Annotated in this window: 17 protein-coding genes; 10 read left to right on the top strand and 7 right to left on the bottom strand. The window is 47.9% G+C overall.

What is annotated here, in order from left to right; all coding sequences use genetic code 11:
• Positions 1-20: 20 nt before the first annotated feature.
• On the top strand, positions 21-2,408 hold the full coding sequence (locus tag WBG78_RS02690) for an ABC transporter permease (RefSeq protein ID WP_337324819.1): 2,388 nt from the start codon (positions 21-23) through the stop codon (positions 2,406-2,408).
• A 98-nt stretch (positions 2,409-2,506) separates the two neighbouring features.
• A complete protein-coding gene (locus WBG78_RS02695; protein WP_337324820.1) occupies positions 2,507-4,873 on the top strand; it encodes an FtsX-like permease family protein in 2,367 nt (788 codons plus the stop codon).
• A gap of 27 nt (positions 4,874-4,900) precedes the next feature.
• On the opposite strand, the gene WBG78_RS02700 is transcribed toward WBG78_RS02695, so the two are convergent.
• On the bottom strand, positions 4,901-8,071 hold the full coding sequence (locus WBG78_RS02700) for a glycosyltransferase family 117 protein (protein WP_337324821.1): 3,171 nt from the start codon (positions 8,069-8,071) through the stop codon (positions 4,901-4,903).
• Positions 8,072-8,203: 132 nt separating this feature from the next.
• Here WBG78_RS02700 and WBG78_RS02705 point away from each other — a divergent pair, with 132 nt between their 5' ends.
• The 4 genes from WBG78_RS02705 to WBG78_RS02720 all read left to right on the top strand — a co-directional run bounded on the left by WBG78_RS02705 (position 8,204) and on the right by WBG78_RS02720 (position 11,304).
• Complete coding sequence (locus WBG78_RS02705; protein WP_337324822.1) at positions 8,204-9,430, top strand: sensor histidine kinase; 1,227 nt, start codon at positions 8,204-8,206, stop codon at positions 9,428-9,430.
• Positions 9,427-10,122: a response regulator transcription factor gene (locus WBG78_RS02710; protein WP_337324823.1), complete on the top strand. Its 696-nt coding sequence runs from the start codon at positions 9,427-9,429 to the stop codon at positions 10,120-10,122. Before WBG78_RS02705 ends, WBG78_RS02710 begins: the two co-directional genes overlap by 4 nt.
• A 123-nt stretch (positions 10,123-10,245) precedes the next feature.
• On the top strand, positions 10,246-10,446 hold the full coding sequence (locus WBG78_RS02715) for a hypothetical protein (RefSeq protein WP_337324824.1): 201 nt from the start codon (positions 10,246-10,248) through the stop codon (positions 10,444-10,446).
• Positions 10,447-10,518: 72 nt separating this feature from the next.
• A complete protein-coding gene (locus tag WBG78_RS02720) occupies positions 10,519-11,304 on the top strand; it encodes a phosphatase PAP2 family protein (RefSeq protein WP_337324825.1) in 786 nt (261 codons plus the stop codon).
• A gap of 62 nt (positions 11,305-11,366) precedes the next feature.
• On the opposite strand, the gene WBG78_RS02725 is transcribed toward WBG78_RS02720, so the two are convergent.
• Genes WBG78_RS02725 through WBG78_RS02735 form a run of 3 tightly spaced genes read right to left on the bottom strand, consistent with a single transcriptional unit; the run spans position 11,367 to position 14,283 of the window.
• On the bottom strand, positions 11,367-12,662 hold the full coding sequence (locus WBG78_RS02725; protein ID WP_337324826.1) for a hypothetical protein: 1,296 nt from the start codon (positions 12,660-12,662) through the stop codon (positions 11,367-11,369).
• Entirely contained in the window at positions 12,659-13,090 is a 432-nt protein-coding gene (locus WBG78_RS02730) for a Rieske (2Fe-2S) protein (protein ID WP_337324827.1), read from the bottom strand. The genes WBG78_RS02725 and WBG78_RS02730 overlap by 4 nt, the downstream gene beginning before the upstream one ends.
• Before the next feature lie 2 nt (positions 13,091-13,092).
• Entirely contained in the window at positions 13,093-14,283 is a 1,191-nt protein-coding gene (locus WBG78_RS02735) for a di-heme oxidoredictase family protein (RefSeq protein WP_337324828.1), read from the bottom strand.
• A 103-nt stretch (positions 14,284-14,386) separates the two neighbouring features.
• Here WBG78_RS02735 and WBG78_RS02740 point away from each other — a divergent pair, with 103 nt between their 5' ends.
• Complete coding sequence (locus WBG78_RS02740) at positions 14,387-15,043, top strand: metal-dependent transcriptional regulator (protein WP_337324829.1); 657 nt, start codon at positions 14,387-14,389, stop codon at positions 15,041-15,043.
• Positions 15,044-15,114: 71 nt separating this feature from the next.
• On the opposite strand, the gene WBG78_RS02745 is transcribed toward WBG78_RS02740, so the two are convergent.
• Positions 15,115-16,341 (bottom strand): iron-containing alcohol dehydrogenase, encoded by a 1,227-nt coding sequence (locus WBG78_RS02745; RefSeq protein WP_337324830.1) that lies wholly within the window; start codon positions 16,339-16,341, stop codon positions 15,115-15,117.
• A gap of 256 nt (positions 16,342-16,597) precedes the next feature.
• Here WBG78_RS02745 and WBG78_RS02750 point away from each other — a divergent pair, with 256 nt between their 5' ends.
• The gene (locus WBG78_RS02750; protein WP_337324831.1) at positions 16,598-17,086 is read left to right on the top strand and encodes a PA2169 family four-helix-bundle protein; all 489 of its coding nucleotides are present in this window, start codon (positions 16,598-16,600) and stop codon (positions 17,084-17,086) included.
• A 215-nt stretch (positions 17,087-17,301) separates the two neighbouring features.
• On the opposite strand, the gene WBG78_RS02755 is transcribed toward WBG78_RS02750, so the two are convergent.
• On the bottom strand, positions 17,302-18,354 hold the full coding sequence (locus tag WBG78_RS02755; RefSeq protein ID WP_337324832.1) for a zinc-binding metallopeptidase family protein: 1,053 nt from the start codon (positions 18,352-18,354) through the stop codon (positions 17,302-17,304).
• Positions 18,355-18,547: 193 nt separating this feature from the next.
• Positions 18,548-19,117, bottom strand: a complete 570-nt coding sequence (locus tag WBG78_RS02760; RefSeq protein WP_337324833.1) for a YceI family protein — start codon at positions 19,115-19,117, stop codon at positions 18,548-18,550.
• Between the two features lie 94 nt (positions 19,118-19,211).
• On the opposite strand from WBG78_RS02760, the gene WBG78_RS02765 reads away from it, so the two are divergent.
• On the top strand, positions 19,212-19,628 hold the full coding sequence (locus WBG78_RS02765) for a winged helix-turn-helix transcriptional regulator (protein WP_337324834.1): 417 nt from the start codon (positions 19,212-19,214) through the stop codon (positions 19,626-19,628).
• A gap of 48 nt (positions 19,629-19,676) precedes the next feature.
• On the top strand, positions 19,677-21,617 hold the full coding sequence (locus WBG78_RS02770) for a S9 family peptidase (protein ID WP_337324835.1): 1,941 nt from the start codon (positions 19,677-19,679) through the stop codon (positions 21,615-21,617).
• The last annotated feature ends 88 nt before the right edge of the window (positions 21,618-21,705 follow it).

Consider the following 21,705-nt stretch of genomic DNA (forward strand, 5'->3'; position numbering starts at 1 on the left):
ACAGATTATCAATACAGTAAATGATCCGGCACAATCTCATCGTCATTCTCCGGAACTTCGGAAAATACAAAAGCACCTTCGTTATTAACCTTCTCGGTCTTTCAACCGGACTCGCCTGCGCAATTCTTATTGCATTGTGGGTGACCGATGAATACCAGATGGATAAGTTTCACGAGCTCGACAGCAGGCTTTATCGAGTATTGGTTGATAACAAGCTCGATGGCAAGCTGGAAACATCATCAACGACACAGGCTATCCTGGGTGATGCGCTTCAGGCTGAAGTTCCCGAAGTCGAGAAGGCCGTCACCACCCTCGGCGGTGGTTTCGATCTTACAGTTGCAAATGGTGAGACGCACCAAATGGGAAAAGCATCTATGGTCGATGCGAACTTCCTCCAGATTTTTTCCTACGATCTCCTGGCAGGACGCAAGGATGCTCTCAACGACAAGAAGAACATCGTTCTGTCTGAGTCTTCGGCGAAAGCGCTGTTTGGTAACGCCGAGGATGCACTGGGCAAGTTGGTACAATGGGAACATCCGCATGGAAAGGGAGAATCGATTGTTGCTGCTGTCATGAAAAACATTTCTCCACGGTCATCCTTCCATGCAGATTACCTTTTGTCATTCGAGATCTTCAAGGACATCGTTGGTCCGCAGGACCTTCACTGGGGAAACTTTGGGTGCAACACTTTTCTCGTATTGAAGCCAAATGCTGATGCGGCAACTGTAAGCAGCAAGATCGCGGGCTTCGTGAAGAAGAAGGCGCCGGACTCGCGAATAACATTGCAACTGGCACCGTACGCCGACTACTATCTCCATAACGAATATGTCGAAGGACGTCCTTCTGGCGGAAGGATCGAGTATGTCAGGCTCTTTTCTTTGATTGGGATAGTGATCGTTGCTCTTGCATGTATCAACTTTATGAATCTTGCAACTGCCCGTGCTACGCGACGCCTGCGTGAAGTAGGTGTTCGAAAGGCAATCGGGGCAGGGCGTACATCCCTTACGTTGCAATATCTGAGCGAGTCAATGCTCATGTCAGTTTTGTCAGTAGTAATTGCTGTGCTGATGGCCGACCTGCTCATGCCAGTGTTCAATCAGATCACTGGTAAGAATCTCGCCCTTCACGCAAGCCCCATGCTGTTTGCTTTCCTCGGATGCATAACGATCTTAACAGGATTGCTTTCGGGATTCTATCCGGCCATCTACCTGTCGCGCTTCAGTCCGGCCGTTGTGCTGAAGGGTAAGCTTGCAGGAGCAGGCTCCACAATGCTTCATTCGGCGGCCGAGTTGTTCGCACGCAAAGGACTGATCGTATTCCAGTTCATTATTTCCATCGTATTCATCGTAGCAGTATGGGTGATCTACAAACAGATCGACTTTGTTCAGCATAAGAACCTTGGCTATGATAAGGACCAGTTAATCTATATCAAACCGGAAGCCTACACGCTGAGTCACATGGATGCGTTTCTCAACGAGGCGAGTCGTGTTGAAGGCGTTGCCGATGCGTCATCAATTGCGCGTACCATTATTGGCTCACGCGCATCAACCGTAGGATATTTCAACTGGGAAGGCAAAGACCCTGACGCGCAGATACCTTTTGAGATCGTGAACTGTAACTACGGCCTCATCGAAACGCTGGGAGTAGAGATGGCCCAGGGCCGAACGTTTTCGCGCGAACATAGCATGGACAGCTCAGCGATCATTCTGAACGAAGCAGCTATTCGCGTGATGAACATGAAAGACCCGCTTGGCAAGATTTTCAATCTATGGGGAAAGGAGCTAACAATCATTGGTGTAGCCAAAGATTTTCACTTTCAGTCGCTCCATGAAAAAGTCACTCCGTTGTTTTTCCGACTCGCTCCCGGTGAAGTTGAGCAAATTCTGGTGAGACTGGAGCGCGGCAAGGAACATGAAGCACTTGAAGGACTTGAGCAACTATATAAACAAACCAATCCAGGATTCGCCTTCGTATATACGTTCCTGAGTAAAGACTACGAAGCTCAGTATGTCGCTGAGCAGCGCGTTGGAGTTCTCTCCGGATATTTTGCAACACTCGCCATTATCATCTCATGCCTTGGACTCTTCGGACTCGCCGCCTTCACCGCAGAGCGGCGTCTCAAAGAGATCGGCATTCGAAAGGTGCTCGGTTCAGGGGAGTGGCGTATCATCTATCTGCTCTCAGCTGACTTCTCAAAAATCGTGTTGCTTTCAAGCGCGATCGCGCTTCCAATTGCATTCGTGATTACAAGATCCTGGCTTTCGGGCTTTGCTTATAAGATAGAACTAAGTTGGTGGTACTTCCCGGTTGCTGCAGCTACGGCCTTGCTGATTGCACTGCTTACCGTTGGGGTGCAGGCTGTTAAAGCATCACGTGTGAATCCCGTTCAATGCCTGAAGGAGGAATAGTGAAAAGAAACAGGGAAGACAACAGTAGTCTGAAAGGCGTTTGAACCTGTGGTCTCAAATGAATAGTATAGAATTAAAGTCATTACTCAACTGAAACAATGGTACTGCATTACCTTCGATTAATATCCCGCGGCTTTCGTCGCTTTCGCAGCGTGTTTGTGATCAACCTCCTTGGGTTATCGACAGCACTTACCAGTGTGCTTCTGATTTACCTCTGGGTAAACGACGAGCTCTCGATAGATCAGTACAACACGAATTCGGAGAGAACTTATCATATAAGGCAAAACATTGTTGATGACGATGGAATACACACAGGCGCAAGTACTCCCGGTATTCTGGCACAAGCCTTGGCCGATGAGATTCCCGAAATTGAAAGTGCCACTGCTTATGTGCCATGGGATGTTTACGGTAGTCTGCCAGTTGTACAATGGGAGGAGAAGCGCTTTAAGACGAAGACCCAGTTTGCAAGTAAGGACTTCTTCAAAGTGTTCTCATTTCGTATTTTGGAGGGTGACGGTGCTACCTGCCTCGGCGATGAGAAGAACGCGGTATTAACAGCCGACTTTGCGCGAAAGCTTTTCGGCACAACGGATGGTGTAGTGGGCAGGACGGTGCAATGGAAGGAGTTTGGAAGTGAAGACCTCTTTACTGTCGCAGCGATATGCGAGACACCGCCTGCAAACGCAACCATGCAGTTTGATATTCTACTAAACTATGATCTGTTCCTGAAGACCCATGACTGGCTGAAGACCTGGGGTAGTTCCGATCCTTTCACAATGGTGCTGCTGAAGCCTGACGCCGATGTTAATGCTTTCCGAAGCAAGATCTCTGATTTCATTATTAAGAAAGTGCCGAAATCAAAACAGCATCTCATCGCCCATCTCTATGCTGACGGCTATTTGCATGGCTCGTTCGAGAACGGCGTCAACACTGGTGGTCGCATTCAATATGTTAAGCTGTACACTCTGATCGGTGTATTCATACTCGTGATTGCTGCGATCAACTATATGAACCTGTCAACTGCAAAGGCCGCGCGCAGGATAAAGGAGATGGGCATTCAGAAGGCAATAGGCGCGCCACGCCGGTGGCTCATAATCCAGCAGCTCGGAGAATCTTGCACCGTAGTTGGCATTGCCATGCTGCTCGCGCTGCTATTTGCGGACTTGCTGCTGAATCCATTCAACACACTTTCAGGCAAGCATCTTTCTCTCACGTTTGACCCCGCACTGGTTGGAGTCGTCGTTGTGATTATGGCGGTCACAAGTCTTCTGGCAGGAGCATATCCGGCATTGTATCTGTCGCGGTTTAACCCGGCAGCTACACTACGTGGTGTAGTGCATACGGGGAAGCGCGAGTTGGTAGCGCGCAGAGTATTGGTCGTCTTTCAGTTTGTGATTTCCGTCGTTCTGATTACGGCTGCGCTGGTAGTCTATCGTCAACTTGATTTCATACACCACCGGAATCTTGGTTATGATCGTGATCGCGTGATACACTTCGAAACTGAGAACGTGAGTGATGCCTTCATGAATGAGTTGAAAGCAATTCCCGGTGTAACCAATGCAGGAAGATTTTATCACGACCTGATGGGCAGGCATGGTTCTACCGGCGCTGTAGACTGGCCCGGCCGCGACCCCGAAGAATATGTGAACTTTGGCAACCTCGAAATGGGCTATGACCTTGTTGAGACTATGGGGTTCGGTATGGCGCAGGGGAATTCTTTTCGTCGTGATTTCGGCTCATTGAATCAGATCATCTTTAACGAGTCGGCAGTGAAAGCCATGAACCTTAAGGACCCCATCGGTACACACATCAAGCTTTGGGGCGACGATAAAGAGATCGTTGGCATCGTTAAGGACTTCAATTTTGAATCGTTGTACAGCAAGGTTGGCCCCTGCTTCTTTCAGTTGGTTCCGATGGTCGATGGGTATCCGAGCAGAATTATGGTGAAACTCAAACCGGGAGATCAGAAATCCACCCTTGATCGGATTGAGAAGTTCTTCAGGAAATACAATGAGGGTCTGGCATTCGAATACACGTTTTTAGACGATGATTATCAGAGAATGTATCAGGCTGAGCAGCGTGTAGCAACGCTATCGCGTTACTTTTCCGGAGTCACCGTCGTGATCGGTTGCCTGGGCCTCTTTGGACTGGCCGCCTTCACAGCTGAACGTCGGTCGAAAGAGATTGGTATCCGTAAGGTACTTGGCTCGACCAATGCAGGTATAGTTTCATTGTTATCGACTGAATTTATGAGTATTGTGTTGATTGCAATAATCATTGCGATTCCTTTAAGTCATCTGATGCTTTCCAACTGGTTAAAAGCTTTTGAGTACCGCGTAGATATACCGTTGTATTACTATGTGCTTGCTTCCGGTGGTGCCATATTTATTGCCCTCGTGGCTGTTGGATCACAGGCGTGGCGGGCTGCTTCATCGGATCCTGCAAGGGTGCTTCGGACGGACTAATTCAATCGCGTTCCCACCAGGTCTGTTTCAAATACCGAGCCTCTTAAGTTGTTCCTCGGCATCAGTATCACCCAACGCAGCCAGTATACGCGACGCCTGGTCCGCCAGAAACCGATCGAGGTTATCGAGTGGCCTGTTGTTCTCCTTCTGCCACTTCAATTCTGCAGCGTGACACTGGAAGAGTGTCGTGCATAAGGCGGCGGCGCTGTCGCGGTCTCCAAGGGACGCCAGGATTTCGGCTGCTTCAAGATTCGCGTATGTCGGTGGCAGGTGCGTTTTGTAGAGCTTCTCTTTTGCAAAGTTCATCACCGACAGCGCTTTATCACTATCGCCGGCATCGATATACGACTTCGCCAGTGTATTAAATGATTGCCTTACAGGAGAGATCATCCGCAGCGTGTAGTCTTCATAGTTGAAGTGTACATCTGTGTCTGACAAGTTTGCGTAATTGGCCTGTTCAACGAGATTCTTATGCATCGTCGTGTTGTCGATTACAATGCCTGTTCCTGATGTACGCGTCGTCGGATCGAAACGATACACAGCGCCCTCCTGCACAACATGATCCTCCAGTTCCAGCCCTGCCGTATTAAGCGAAGTGTAGTTGAAATACATGGGTCGTTGCCATTGATTTGATAACATCACGTCGATGATGGCAAGTACACTCTTTGTAGCATAATTTCCTTTGACGCTTAACGAGAGATATGAAGGTCGCATGGAATCGGTCGCTGCCTTTGTCGCAGTAAGCTTTGATACTGGCTGTGACAAAGTATCTGCAGAAGGTATCAGCAATTTTCTCGACGGAAGAAGGGTGAAGTAGTCGCCGGTGGAAGACTGCGCGCGCAGTGCGGTGTTGCCCTGGCTGATCAACGTTAAGTACTTTCTTGCATCGATGCCTTCCTTTATGGATTCCTGAAGATACAATACATCGTTAGGCCCATACTGGAGATAGTCTGCCGGGCTTAGGGTAAGTGCGAACGGTGCTGAATCATAGTATGCCTTGCGCAACTGATTAATGTACCAGTCCGTATTCAGATAACTCAGGACCATAACGCGGACATCGGTTCGAAATCCCTCTACTTCCTGCACATACCAAAGGGGGAACGTGTCGTTATCGCCGCCAGTGAACAGTATTGCATTCGGCGCGCAGCTGGCAAGTGTGTTACGTGCGTTATCAACTTGAAACGTCCGTCCCGAACGATCATGATCGTCAAAGTTCTGCCTTAGTAACAACAGCGGAATACCAAATGCTAATGCAGATGTTAACGGGATGGCTATTCTTTGGTTTTTTATTGAGTGAACTATGGCAGTCACTGACAACCCAATCCAGATAGAATACGCGATGAAGGAGGCAACATAGATGTAATCTCGCTCACGCGGCTCGATGGGAGGTGAATTAAGATAGAGAGCGAGAACCAAACCTGTGATGAGAAAAAGCGAAAGAACAGCGATGAATCCTTTGCGATCATAACGCCATTGAAAGAATGCACCTGCGATACCGGCGAGCAACGGCAGCATCCAGTATTGATTGCGCGCCTTGCTTGCATAAATTGAGTCCGCGGAATTTGCGCTATCCCACGGCCGCAACCAGTCTGCTCCCTGCCGATCGCTTTCTCTTCCTGCGAAGTTAAACAGGAGATATCTCAGGTACATGTGACCGATCTGATAGGTGAAGAGGAAATAGAGGTTATCACCAAACTTTGGTCGCTGGCCTGGCTTAAGGTCAAGCCATTCTTGATATGCTGCTACATGATCGGGATCGTTGCTATAAATGCGTGGCAAAATAGTGCTGCGATGACTCTCGTATTTGTACTCAGAGAGGGTACCGGAAATTTCATATCGACTACCTTCCTCATGATACACGCGACGCCCAGCCTCAACGCTTTCAACCTCTGCGTCGAAATATGGGCCGTACAGAAGAGGACTTGTCGGATACGATTCTCTGTTCATGTATGCCTTGATCATGGGTAGATTCTCCGGATTGTTTTCATCGATCGGCGGATTGTGATTTGATCGTACGAAGAGCATGACGTAAGGTGAAAATCCGACAATAAGGAACACCGTAGCCCAGGAGCTGCTTTGCCACTGTGGTTGCCTTCTGATGATCCAGGTGAAAGCCGCGATCATTCCAGCAAGGAGTAGGGCGGCGCCACTGTAGAACGGAAGACCTACGTTGTTAACAAAGAACTTATCTACGCCGAATGCGAACTGAAAGATGCCAATGGCCACAATACGATTAATCATAAAGACGAGAATGAGACCCGAGGCAAGCAGCAGCATGAGGCGTATAATGGATACGTTGTAGGTCTTTCCAAGCCAGTAGTACGGCAATACCGCCAGTGCAAGCACACACATGGGATGGATGCAATAACTCAAGCCTGCAACATAACCAATGAGGATAAGGCGACGTGCTCTTAATTCGCCCTCCAGTTCGCGACCCTCAATAATGAGCGTAAAGAGTACCAGCAGAAAAAAGCAGGCAATGCCATATGTTTCGGCCTCCACGGCTGAGAACCAGAACGTATCTGAGAACACAAGCGAAAGACTGCCAAGAACTGCAGCCAGCAACGCTGGAATGTTGCCTCTTCCAATCGGTGACCGATGGATTGAACTTGCTGCAACAACTTGTTCGGCTGATTCCTTTCCTTCAATAGATGTGATTTGATTTTCCAGCGTTAACGCTGACGCCTTTCTTTCAATAAGGCTGGCGAAGTGGTAAACAATACGAAATACCAGGTAAGCGCAGAGTGCTGAAAAGAACGCGCTGGAGATATTCAACATTAACGCAATACTGGTTCTGTCCGGCGAGAGCATAGCGAACATTCGCCCCACAAGCAAAGACAACGGAGTTCCTGGCGTATGCGGCACCTGAAGTTTGTAGGCTGCAGCAATGAACTCCGAGCAATCCCAGAGACTGGCTGTCGGCTCGACAGTAACGCCATAGGTCACCATAGCAATCGCCCAAACGGCAAAACCCACAACCGCTTTTGTCGTTTTAATGCGGGGGCGTAGTTGCATTATATCTGTTCCGACAATTCCAATCACCGGCAATGCAAATCCGATGAGAAGAAGCGGAGGGGCTATCCAAAGGGTCATGATCCCGAATCCATTCGGTTCAGGATCAATGGCCATAAGAGCAAATGCGGTGGTTATGATCGCGATTGCGATGATGAACAGGCGGTAATCTTTTCTTGTAAACATGTGCAGCGAAACTTTCAACAATGTTATTATTGAGAAATTTGCCCCCGGGTTAACGACTGTAAAGAAGTGTTAATGCAGTGTTAAAGTGATCCGCTTGTCGGAAGGGAGGAGGAAAAAGCATTAATTTAGTATATGCACAACAGACATCTTCGAAAGATCATAGCCCTCGGAACCTTGGTGCTCATTTCGCTGGGCGCGCTTCAGGCCTATTGGTTTCGGAAAGCATTCGACGTGGCAGAGCAGCAATTTGATCACAGCGTGCAGGTGGCCCTCCGTCGCGTTGCAGATTCAGTGTCGTCAACGGCCGAGGTCCGGAAGATTGCCTCCAATTTCTTTCTCGTTGAAACACCGAAGAATCTTAACGGCCAGGATATAGACCGTCTCTTAAAAAATGAACTTTTGATAAGGCGTCTCAATCTTGATTATGAACTCGGCGTTTATAATGCAGATGATGATACGCTGGTCTATGGAAACTACGTCCGGGCAACGCAGCCAAGGATGTCGGCAGGCAACGGGGTGACTGATGAATCACACCCTCAGAACTTCGCGGTATACTTTCCCGCCAAAGCAAGTATAGTTCTCGCAAGCCTCGACATCTGGATCGTATCAACCATCGCCCTGATGCTCATGATGGGCTTTTTTGCTTACGCAATCTATTCGGTGCTCAGAGAGCGAAGGTTCTCGACTCTCAAGAGTGACTTCGTCAATAATATGACGCATGAGTTCAAGACACCCGTAACAAACATCAGCATAGCAGGTGAGATCCTTAAAAACAAGCTGCCTGAAAATCACGAGTTGTCTGTGTATGTCAACATTTTGCTAAAAGAGAACAATAAGCTGCGGAACAAGATTGATCAGGTGTTGCTTGGATCATCGGCTTATCACGTTCGCCCAGAATCGTTCGTTACACTGGATGTTCATCGCCTTCTTGCCGAATGTGCAGCATCGTTTGAATTAAGGATGCAGGAGCGAAACGGCGTAATCAGCCTGGAGCTGAATGCAACGAATCACGCGGTTGCAGGTGATCCCGAACTTCTCGCACAGGCTATCGGCAACGTTGTTGATAACGCCGATAAGTATTCTAATCGCTCGCCGCGTATAACCGTCCGCACCCGCGACACAGGCAACGGTGTGGCTATTGAAATCGAAGACAACGGCATTGGCATACCTCAAGACATGCGCTCGAAGGTATTCGAGAAGTTCTTCAGAATTCCATCGGGAGATGTACACAACGTAAAGGGCTTCGGCCTCGGCCTCAGCTTTGTAAAGGATGTCATTCTCTCTCATCGTGGCAAGATCAATCTTCGGGGAGAATTGAATCAGGGCACTACAGTGCAAATCTTTCTTCCGGTGGCATGAGCGGTCGTAACCTGCTTTTGGTTGAAGATGATGAAAGTCTGGCCTTCCTCATCAAAGATTCACTCGACTCCGCCGGTTGGAGTGTGTCTCGTTACCCCGATGGAGAGAAAGGACTGTCTGCATTTCTCAGCCACTCTTATGATGTGTGTGTTCTTGATGTAATGTTGCCTAACCGCGACGGCTTCGACCTTGCTACAGAGATACGCAAGTTCAATCAAAGCGTTCCCATAATATTCCTCACCGCCAAAAGCCTGACAGAAGATCGTATTCGCGGCTTCCAGGTCGGTGCCGATGACTATGTGTGCAAACCTTTTAGCATAGAAGAGTTTAAATACAGATTGGAGGCCGTTGTCAGACGAGGGTCATCTGAGAAGCCCCTGAACGGCATTCTGCGTGTAGCCGATTCGATACTTGATCTTAACAATCTTACCCTCGAGTCTGCCGGCGTTTCAACACGGTTAACTCATAAAGAGGCACAACTGCTTCAGTTGTTCTTCCGGCATCCTAATAAACTGATTGAAAGAGATGTGTTCCTTAAAGTTGCCTGGGAGGATAGCGGCTTCTTCGTTGCCCGCAGTATGGACGTATTCGTGTCGCGTTTGAGAAAATACCTTCAGCCGGACTCACGCCTGAAAATCGAAAACATTCGCGCAATCGGTTATCAGATGAAACAGCTGGATGTACAAAAGTGATCACTTCAGGTGTTCGATAATGACAGCCTATGCCAGGGGTATTGCCCTTTGCAGCGCAAATTGAAGCATTACATCAGTTGGCCGTCTTCTTGCAATAGATGAAGCAAGAAAATCACTTCGCTCATGCGCACTTTAATTGCCCTCATTCTTTGGTGTTTCTTACTGGTTTGTTGCTGGCCAATCGCCCTGCTTGTGCTGGTCTTGTTTCCTCTTATATGGCTGATCCTGCTACCATTCAGAATAGCAGCGTTCACTATCGAGGCCGCATTTAAGCTCGTGGGTGCCATTTTGTTGTTCCCTTTTAAACTCGTAAAGGCACTGTGACGACTTAAGAAGACGCTTAAGGAAATAGCGATAACCCTGCAGCGAACTTCTGATTCGATTTTGTCGTAAATTTTGCGGGCAAAATCACGTACTATCAAACGCTTCCTTCAGATATCACTCCCCGCCTATGCGCTTATGCTCATATTGGTCTGGTTTATCATGCCAGGATTCAATGGCTGCGAGCCGGGCAATCCGTGGTGTCTGACAATGTATTGGATAACGCAATCCGGCGGATGGGTAGGATCGCTCATCATCGTATTGATCATCAGCAGCGCCTTTGCCTTCATTCCACTTCATCCGCGGGCGAGGATCGTCGCGTTCTTTCGAACGTTACTTTCTTTAGTAGTTGTACTCGGCTCGTTCGCCAAGCTTAATGAAAGCTACATCAAGTCGACGTTTGCCATCTCACGTCCTAGCCATCAATTCATTATCCGGCAATCGGGATCAAAAGTCAATCTGGATTCAATCTATCTGCTTGTTGTTCCTGAGCGTCAAAAGTTCTTCCGAAGCGTCGTTGACACGGATACCGTGCATTTTCATAGCATCGATAAAATGGTTCTTTCTCATTGGATCGATGAGGCAGGCTATTCCATGCCTTCAGGACATACCTTTAACGCATTCCTGCTGGCAAGCATGTTGTCGTTTTCACTTTACGAATTGAACGAGAGGCGAATTACGATATGGCTATATGTGCCTGTGATCTGGGCTGCTCTCGTTGGACTATCACGCGTGGTTCTTGGCGTACATACATCATTGGATGTCACTATTGGCGCCGCACTCGGACTTATCATATCCCATGGGCTATTGGCTATCCCCGCTCTGAACAGACTGCTCATTCCTGCCCGGCCGAAGAAGTGATGAAAGACGGGTCAGGTACCATTACGCCAAACGATTAGGCTCGACTTGGAATCACGTCCGGACTAAAAATAGCTCGAAATTCCAAATTGAATTCCTCCTGTGTTAGAGGGTGGATTGCCGAGCAGATCCTGCTGCCAGGAACGTCTGTAGTTGAGGCGGATGACTGTTTGAGATGTTGGTCTGAAGCTGATGGCAGGAACAATTGCGGCATAATCATCTGCGATATTGCCTCCCGTCTCCTGAAATGTTCCCACATTCCAATCGACGTACTCGAAGCGACAGGCTACATTTAACGTAGCATTGTTAAAGCCCAGAAGTCGTCCTCTCACAATTGGCTGCACAATATCAACAAACCCGCCTTGCTGACGATCACCATACTGGTCGCCAACGGTCTCAGCGACGTTCAATAACACCCAGGCCCACTCACCTACTATGTAGGTACTAAGACCAGGCAGTGTTGTATTAAAGTCCACGGCCATTACATTGAGGCGTCTTTTATCATCTACCACGATGCCATCGTCTTTAAATTTGTTATAGATCCCGCCCATATAAGACAATCCTATCTCGCCGATCTTTGTTCTCCTTGCCGCGATCTTTGCTGTCAGAAGCGGCTGCCCATTGCTGCTCTCCTCAAAGCGTTCTGATGATTGCTTCGTTGCGGGAAGGTAGGTCCTGTTCAATGAATTGTTAACAATCGTTTCGTCGAAGCCGTTCGTAAGATAGAATTCATAACCGAACGACCAGCTGTCTTTAAACTGTTTACCATAAAGGCCGAAGCCAACGTTGCTCCAGGTAGCCGGAAGCATTTGAGTCATAGCCACAGGACGATCAACAAACTCCCACTTGGGTCCGTCGTGATTCTGATTGAATGCTCCAATGGGATTCATAACAACGCCACCTCTGAAATTGACCAACGGATGAAAGATGAAATCAAGAGACGCAAATTCAATGTTGACTTCACGACCTCCTTCTTCAAATTCAATCTCTGACAGAAATCGTATTCTGCGATGAATAGCCGAGGCAACAAATAAAGTCAGCCGCGGTATTCTAAAGGAATGTCCTTCTGTCACTCCATCCGTACCGATATAACTGTAGTCTGCTTCGACATAACCACCAATAGCAACAGGTACTTTGGACACCGATAGGAAGGGACGGTTGTAGACGGCATCCATGTTCATCGCTTTGCGCGCACTGGTGTCTCTGGGTACCCGACGAAGCAACGTGGAGTCTATCTGCGCCACTGCCGGTACAGAAAATATGATGGCCAGAATTATCAGCACAAGCGTGCCCTGGTGCGGCGCCGGGGATGAGTTTGTGGCGAAGAGTTTACGCCATCGTAAGCGCGCTTGGGTTTTCATTTCAAACTTATCTTGAGTCTGTCGTTGGCAACAGTAACCGGGAAGGTTCGCAGCGACATATAAGCTGGTCCGTTTTGAACTGCACCTGTCCTGGTGAACTCACTACCATGTGCGGGGCATTGCAACATGTCACCGAACACCTGCAGTTCATTGCCCTGATGTGTGCATTGCATCCAAAGAGCTTTGTAGTCGTCTGCAGAAATCCGATATACACAGATAGGAAACTGAAGGATCTCATTCTCCAGAACTACGTAGGACCGGAACGAGCCATTGCCCTTATCGGCGAATGCGTCAATAGGAACGATCATATCGCTGTCCTCAATTGCGGCATTTAGGTATTTGGTGCCACTACAACTTTGGAGAAGCGCAGGGGCAACCATAAGTCCCAGGCAACCGGTGCATTGCTTTATGAATTCCTTTCTTTGCATGGCTAAAGCGACTTAAGGAAGGCGATCAGTTTGTCCTTTTCTGATGATGACAGGCTTTCAAATCTTTGTTTGCTCGCAGCGCCTTCGCCACCATGCATAAGAATGGCCTCTTCAATACTGCGAGCTCGTCCATCATGCATAAGGAAATAGCCTCCCCCTTGAGTGATAGGTGATAGGCCAAGCCCCCAAAGTGCCGGCGTGCGCCATTCCGCGGTAGTAGCGGACCCTTCAGTATAGCCATCATCAAGCTGTGAACCCATATCGTGAAGTAGGAGATCGGTATATGGAGCGAAAGCCTTATTGGAAAGTGCGGCAACGGACGAGCTGGAGCTCGTTAGCGAAGACTTGTGACAAGCCTCACAGCCCAGACCCATGAACAGCTGCTTGCCAGAGACGATGTCTGTATTATCAGGAGTTCGCTGAATGGGCGCCTTAAGCGTTTGTAAATAGAATACGACGTGATTTATGGTTTGCGTCGATACCTCGGGATCTGTTTCCAATCCCGAGTATATGTCGTAAGGTTCGAACGCAGATGAAATACCGATGTCCTGCCGATAAGCTCCGACTGTTTGTTGCAGTAAATTGTAAACACTTGCTTTCTTTCCAAAGCGGCCAATATACCGTCCGTTGTTTTCCTGCGCATCGGCGTGAGGATTAACGTAGTTTGGAATGTGGATCCAGTTGACTCGACCGGATATCCCGTCTCCGTCAGCATCGTCGGGATCCGCCATTGCAAGGATGTCGGCGTCGCTCACCAGTTCAATAAATCCAAGTCCTGTGTTTGCTGGAGGCGTAAACTTCGCAAATGGAATTCCGTCGGGTAAAGTCTCGGCAACAAAGCCATGCAATGCGCGATGCTGCAACTGAGGGCCGCCGCGATCCATGTAATGATTGCCGGTTTCGTCAGTTTGGCCGAACCTCGTCAGTGTAGAAAATGGATGTCCCTTTCCGTCGCCTGCATGGCAGCTTCCACAACTCGTTGCAACGAAAATGGGCCCTAATCCGGTACCCGAAGAAAATACTTCGTCATTGAATGCCGCGTCTCCAGCCAGAAAAAGCCGGGACTGCTCATAGGTAAGTCCGTCCACGGGTCCATCCAGTAGGGTATCGCTTGCCGGCGCGTCAGGGATAAGTTCATTGCAAGACACGCAAATAACGCCCAGCACAATTAAGGCTGGTACAATAGTCTTCATATGACAAATGTAAAACAATTATTAGATATCCAAAATACGATATTTAGATATGCCTAATTCTTAGGAATTCACCTATTTCTCTATACTTTTAGAACCCAGTCCGATGCACACGCTAACTGAAGAGAACTATTTGAAAGCTATCTACCGGATTTATGAATCCACTGGAGATAGTGTGTCCACCACTGCCATCGCGGAAAAGCTGCAGATCAACGCTGCATCTGTCACAGACATGTTTAAGAAACTTGGCCAGCAAAAGTTGGTGGTGTACGAAAAGTCACGTGGCGTTAAGCCAACCGACAAGGGTAAGAAGGTTGCTCTCCAGATACTGCGCAAGCATCGGCTATGGGAAACGTTCATGGTAGAGAAACTCAAGTTCTCCTGGGATGAAGTACACGAAGTGGCCGAACAACTCGAGCACGTTCATTCAGACATTCTGATTGAGAGACTCGACCAGTTGCTCGGATATCCAAAGTTCGATCCGCACGGTGATCCTATTCCTGACAAGAATGGAAAACTTCCCGCGCAGGTTTCGATACTGCTTTCACAGGGAAAGATTGGTCATCCATATCGCATTTCCGGTGTCTCCGAGAATACCGATGCTTTTCTGAAATACCTTAACAAAATTGGCCTTGCTCCGGGATCGCATGTGAGCATCGTGGAAATTGAGGAATTCGATGGCTCAATGAAACTTAGTATCGACAACAAGAAGGAAATAATCCTCAGCCGCCAGGCAGCAGAAAATCTTTCTGTCGTGAGTTAGCGTCCACCTTGAGCTAGCCTCTACCTTAAGTTAGCCTCTACCGTGAGTTGGTTTCTATTATGAGCAGGCCCCTACCGCCACGCGTCAAGTAACAACTTAAATCGTTCCTCTTCATCCAGCTGAATGGGATTGTTCTTGTTATCTCCGACTCGTGCAAATTCGCGAAGATCACTTTCAGCCACGCCATATTGAATCAATGCCGGAATTTTTAGTGTTGTCGTCATTTCGATAATGAAATCAAGAAATGCGTCAATATAATAATCATCACTGCGTCCTGACCTCTTACTAAAAGTTCTTCCGGCCAGAGCATACCTCGACAACGCAGTGTCCGATCCTGGTGTGATACGCAACTTGCGTACAGTCATTACGTTGGCGGGGCCCATCAGTCGGCTGCAAATAACGCCGTGCGGTATTTCTTTGATTCCGCCGATGACACCGGCGAGTCCATGTACAGTTCCTAATCCGGCGTTGACTAATGTAATGCCGGATAGATAGGCTGCAAGAGCCATGTCTGATCTCGCCTGAATATTGGAGCCGTCACGAACGGCGGTCAGCAATGAATGCGAAATTAGCGTGAGGCCCTGCAAGGCGAGTGCATCAGTTACTGGATTTGCAGACGTTGACAGGAAAGATTCAAGTAATTGAGAGAACGCATCCATACCGCTATGCGCAGTGACATCTGCAGGACACGAAAGCGTCAATTCCGGATCGAGTATCGCAATGTCCGGTACGAAGTTCATATGCCGGAGCGAGCGCTTGAATCCCTGAGGTCCTACTTCAGACAATACTGCATTCCGTGTTGCTTCGCTGCCGGTTCCGCTTGTAGTGGGCAATGCGATGAAGGGCAATCTGGATCCAGGATGACTCTTCGAACCAACGCCTTCCAGGTAATCCTTTACAGGTTCACGGATGGGAATCATCGCGGCGATGGCTTTTGCTGCATCAATAACACTTCCACCTCCGAGACCGACAACCAGCTGTGGATTATATTCTGCAAATCTGACGACTGCCTCATCGATCAAGGACAGCGATGGCTCGCGCGGGATACGGTACTCGTGGACATCAATATTGAGCTTCGAGCACTCAGCCATAATGAACTTGTAGGCCTTTAGTTGCTCGAATGAGCTGCTGCCGGTTATCAGCAGAGCGTTTCCATTACCCGGAGCTCGTCCCTTATCTGAAGTACTTCCTTTATCTGAGGCGGTTCCCGTATACGAGGCCAGTCCGGGGCCGATCAACTTGATTGCCCCTTCACCGTGATGAAGCTGGGGTGTTCGTGAAATACTATAGGCCTTCATATTATCCGGGGTACGATGTTAATGCAATGTTAAGATAAAGTATGGTCATGCGTTACTCTGTGCTGTAAGCATTCAGCTTGCCACATCTCATTGCCTGAAATTTTGTGAACGATTTTCCCGGGCTGTGGAAGTCGTTCCGTGTGGAATTATGACGCAGCCCCTTCAAACGGAAAATTTCAAGGGTTGCGGGATGGTATGCAGTTTGAGACGAGGTCGCTGAAGTTAAGCCAGACAATAACCATTAAAAGATAGAGACATGAAAAATCAAAATAAGGAAATCGTTGAGGTGCTCAATGATCTTATCAGAATCAATCGTGATAGAATAGCCGGGTATGAAAAAGCTGTTGAAAATCTTGAAGAAGGCGACGCCGTTCTAAGAACACTGTTCTATCAGCTTTCAGATGAAAGCCAGAAGATGAAGGAAGAGCTAGCTTCCGAAGTCAGATCTCTCGGCGGCGAGCCAGCCGAAGACTCCACTATGTCGGGTAAGATATATCGTGCATGGATGGATGTGAAGGACGTATTTGCCGGCGATGATGCAAAGTCAGCGCTTGAGGCATGTGAATATGGTGAAGACGCAGCTCAGAAAGCTTACGCAGAAGCTATCCAGGATAGCGCCCAATTCCCTGAAAACATTCAGCGAATAATCCGCGATCAGAAGGACCTGCTTCGCCTTTCTCATGACCTGATACGCAACAAACGCGATGAGTATAAGGCAGATGCCAAACGCACTCAACTTCACTAAGCGTATATAACTGGCGTTGGCCCTTCCGGCGCCCGAAGCCCTGATTCAGCAATGCTGAGTCGGGGCTTTTTTGTTTTCGTGAGTGGTCGGTTGCCTTCGAATATAAGTTCGAAGAGAAGAAATTGGATGCAAGTTGCAACAACGCGCGGTTGTCCGAACTATTTGCGCCATCAGGTAAACTTCAATGAAAGATTTTATGCGGTTGACTTACACTTTCATTTTATTGTCTTCCGGAGATTGTGAATAAAGTTCATCTTCTTAACTACAGGTGGGGCCATGATGAAGGGGTAGAAGTCGGCGTGACCCATCGAGCGATTAAGGCTATTCACTGCAAAGGTGATGGGCAACCACAGGTCAAAGACATCGCTGAACTCCTTGATGGCATATGGATCGCGATCGATATTTGCACTAATGTCATTGGCACCTGCTGGTTTTGGATCAACCGTGATTCCAAAGTAATACGCTGTTTCAAGTGTATCCATCATATGCAGGTAGTGCGACCAGCTCTCGGCCCAGTCCTCCCAAGGATGTGCAGACGCATATGGACTGATGAAGTTGTCCATCCAGTCTTTAGGTGCGCCATTCTCATAGTACACCTTTAATGCCTCCTGATAACTCTGACTCTCGTCGCCGAAGACATCTCTGAATGCTTTGAGATCCGGACTATCTTTTAAACGAAGGTCCCAATAGTAGTGACCAATTTCATGTCGGAAATGGCCAAGCAAGGTTCGATACTTCTCGCCCAGGTCCTGTTTATGTTGAACACGTGTGGCTTCATCTGCTTCAACAATATTCAGAGTAATCAGACCCTCATAGTGGCCGGTCATAACTTTGTCTTCGGGCGTCAGTTGTGTGAGAAAGTCGAATGCGAGACCGGGGCCTTCACCATCCACTTTTGGAACGACAGGCAAATGCAATCTTAGCAACGAATAGATAAGACGATGCTTGGCCGTTTCAATGCGTCGCCACAGCACCAAATTCTCGTCGGTGAGAGGGGGTATTGTCCTGTTGAGGACGCAAGCTTTGCACAGGGGTTCTTCCTGGTCGTCTGGCACGAGCCAGTTGCAGGCATTGTATTGCATATTACTGCAATATTTAAATCGCTTCTTGCTGTTCTTTATGTCCTGAAATATGCCCGGCTCCAGTTCTGTCAGTGTAACGAGTTGGAGGGTATCAGAATCAAATCCGAGCTTGTGTCCACACTGCAGACATTTCGTATTCTCGAAGTACAGGTAGTTGGCGCACTTTGAACAGGTATATAGTTTCATCTCGTTTCTTTGATTCGACCCATTTTCAAATTTGATACCAACAGTCGCGATCAAATCAATGAGGTAATCCAATATAAAAAAATACACCGGCTTGTGGGCCGGTGTATTAAAAGATCTTTAAGAAACTCGTATGTCGCCTGACCAGCTTTAAGTCGCTCTTTGACCTTCGCCTGGCTGGAGTTAAGCAGTTAGCTTAGTCTTTGATCAATTCGAGGTTGGCGTTGAGTGTAACCTCATCGCTCACCACAGCGGGAGGTGTACCTTTGCCAACGTTAAAGTCAGAACGTTTGATTACTCCGGTAACTTTGAAACCGGCAATTGTCTTTTTGCTGTAAGGGTGTACGGTAGTTCCGTTCAATGTTGCCTCAAGTGTTACGGGCTTGGTTACGCCGTGCATGGTGAGGTTGCCGGCCAATGCATATTTCTTGTCGGAGATCTTTGAGAACGAAGTGCTCTTGAAAGTGAGTGTAGGGTACTTTTCAGTTTCAAAGAAGTCGGCGCTGCGGAGGTGAGCATCGCGCTTGTCGTTGTCGGTGTAAATTGAATTTGCATCGGCTGTAAGTTCAACGACTGCATCAGAGAATTCATCTTTAGATGCAGTTACTTTAACATCGAATGTCTTGAAGCTTCCTTCAACATTCGACACCATGAGGTGTGTTACTTCAAATCCCAGTTTTGCGTGTGCTTTGTCGAGCGACCACGTTTGCGCGAAAGCGGAAACGGATGCGAAAAGGAGAGCAAAACCCAACAGACTCTTTTTCATAAATTATAATTTGGTAGTTAGTTACTTTTAATAACTCAAATATATTTGGTAACTTAGTACTTAACAATAAGTATACCATTTAGCCCTTAGTATCATGGAGGTAACTATTGCTGACCGTCAGCAACTTAGCAAGAGGAAAAAAATCGGAAAAATCCTCGAAGAGAAGGGAGGGGGATTTTGCCCCATCCACGACTTCCTGATTCACTTCGCAAATAAGTGGTCTATGCTGGTAATACTGAACCTTGGCTACAGTGGCAAGGCGCGGTTCAATGCATTAAAACAAAGCACGTCGGGCATTTCGCAACGCATGCTCACCGTTACACTCCGTTCCCTGGAAGAAGATGGCCTTATCTCGAGAACTGTCTTTCCTGAAATCCCACCACGGGTTGAATATGAGCTTACTTCTCTTGGCAAGAGCCTGCTTGATGTGATGACCATGATGGGAGAGTGGGCAACGCGTCATGAGGACGAGATACAACACGCCCGCAAAGCTTTCCGAAAGGCACACTAGGTATTGCGGAAGTGGCGTGCTAAATTGAATGACGCCAATCCCCCAACCATGTACAAAAGACTATCATCGTTGCTGATCATACTGATCGCACTGTTTACCGTCGCGTGCCAATCAAATACAACCCCGGAGGAGAAAGCCCCAAAGCGTTACACTATCCGACAGTTCATGGATGTCGTTCAGATTTCCGGGGGATCCTTTTCACCTGACGACAGCAAAATACTGATCAGCAGCAAAGCGACAGGAATATTCAATGCGGTTGCCATCGATGTAGCAACTGGCGAACAATCAGCGCTTACATCATCTACCGATGATGCCGTGTATTCCGATGGCTACTTTCCTGGTGACAAGCGTATCATCTACGAGCAGGACAAAGGCGGAAACGAGATCACTCATTTGTTCGTGCTAAACGAGGACGGATCCAAACTCGATCTCATTCGGGACAGCACCGCCAAAGCACAATTCTATGGCTGGAGCCAAAACAATAAATCGCTTTACTATGGATCTAACGGTCGGGATAAGCGCTTTTTTGACTTGTACAGGATCCAGCTCGATGCCCCTAAAGAAGGAAACTTGTATCCGTCCACCATGGCCTATAAAAATGAAAAGGGTCTGGACCCTGCAGCCATATCACCCGATGATCGCTACATCGCGCTTTCTGAAACGATCACCACTGATAATTCGAACATGTACCTGCTCGATGTTCAGACCGGGAAAACAAAGTTAATCTCAGAACACAAAGGCAACGTAGACTTCTCTCCCCAGTATTTCAGCCTCGATGGCAAGAAGCTCTATTACCTCACAGACGAAGGAAGCGAGTTCAAGTACATCGCCAGCTATGATATCGCTACCGGTGAAAAGAAGAAAGTGGAGGAAGCACCCTGGGACATCATGTATACTTATCTGTCAAAGAATGGAAAGTATCGCGTGGTGGCCATCAACAACGATGCACGAACGGAGATCAAAATCTACGATGAACAGAACGGAGGTGCCCGTTTGACAATTGATGGTCTTCCAGCCGGCGACATAACAGGAGTGAACATCTCCAGCAGTGAAAAGTTAATGTCCTTCTACGTAAGCAGTTCAAATACTCCGAGTGATTTGTTTGTATACAACTTCGATAAAAAGGAAGTAAAGCAACTCACGCATTCCATGTCGAAGGAAATTGATCAGGGCGACCTGGTAGCGGGTGAGGTGGTCAGGTTTAAGTCATTCGATGGAATGGAGATTCCTGCTCTGCTGTATAAACCAAAAGGAATTAAAGACGGTGAGAAAGTTCCTGCTTTGCTTTGGATACATGGCGGTCCGGGAGGTCAGACGCGCCTTAACTATTCGGCATCACTACAGCATCTGGTCAATCATGGCTATGTTGTTCTCGCCGTTAATAACAGAGGAAGTTCCGGATACGGTAAGACTTTCTTCACGGCCGATGATCGTAAACATGGTGACGCCGATCTGAAGGATTGTATAGAATCAAAGAAGCTCCTTGCATCACTGGGATATGTAGATGAAAACAAGATCGGCATATATGGCGGCAGTTATGGGGGATACATGGTGATGGCCGCACTCACGTTTGCCCCGGAGGATTTCAAGGTAGGAGTTAATCTTTTCGGTGTCACCAACTGGCTACGCACGCTGAAAAGCATTCCACCATGGTGGTCATCATTCCGGGAATCGCTCTATAATGAATTGGGTGACCCTGTTAGAGATTCAGTTGCGCTTTATAACAAGTCCCCGTTATTTCATGCTTCAAAAATTACGAAGCCTTTTATTGTACTTCAGGGCAGTAACGATCCACGCGTTCTGCAGGTGGAGTCCGATGAGATCGTGGCAGCTGCCAAGAAGAACAACGTACCCGTTGAATACGTGATCTTCCCCGATGAAGGACATGGTTTCGTAAAGAAGGACAACAACATCAAGGCGTCGCAGGAGATACTGAAGTTTGTTGATAAGTACCTGAAAGGACTTCCCGACAACGAAGCAGGAGAGTAGTGTTCTGGTGGTACCCATTGAAATTTTGACGACGCCTTCCGACCGTTCCTTCAGAAACGTTCAGACCACGGTATCAGCATTTCTAATT

Source organism: Chryseolinea sp. T2 (assembly GCF_037203685.1).
Classification (GTDB): Bacteria; Bacteroidota; Bacteroidia; order Cytophagales; family Cyclobacteriaceae; genus Chryseolinea.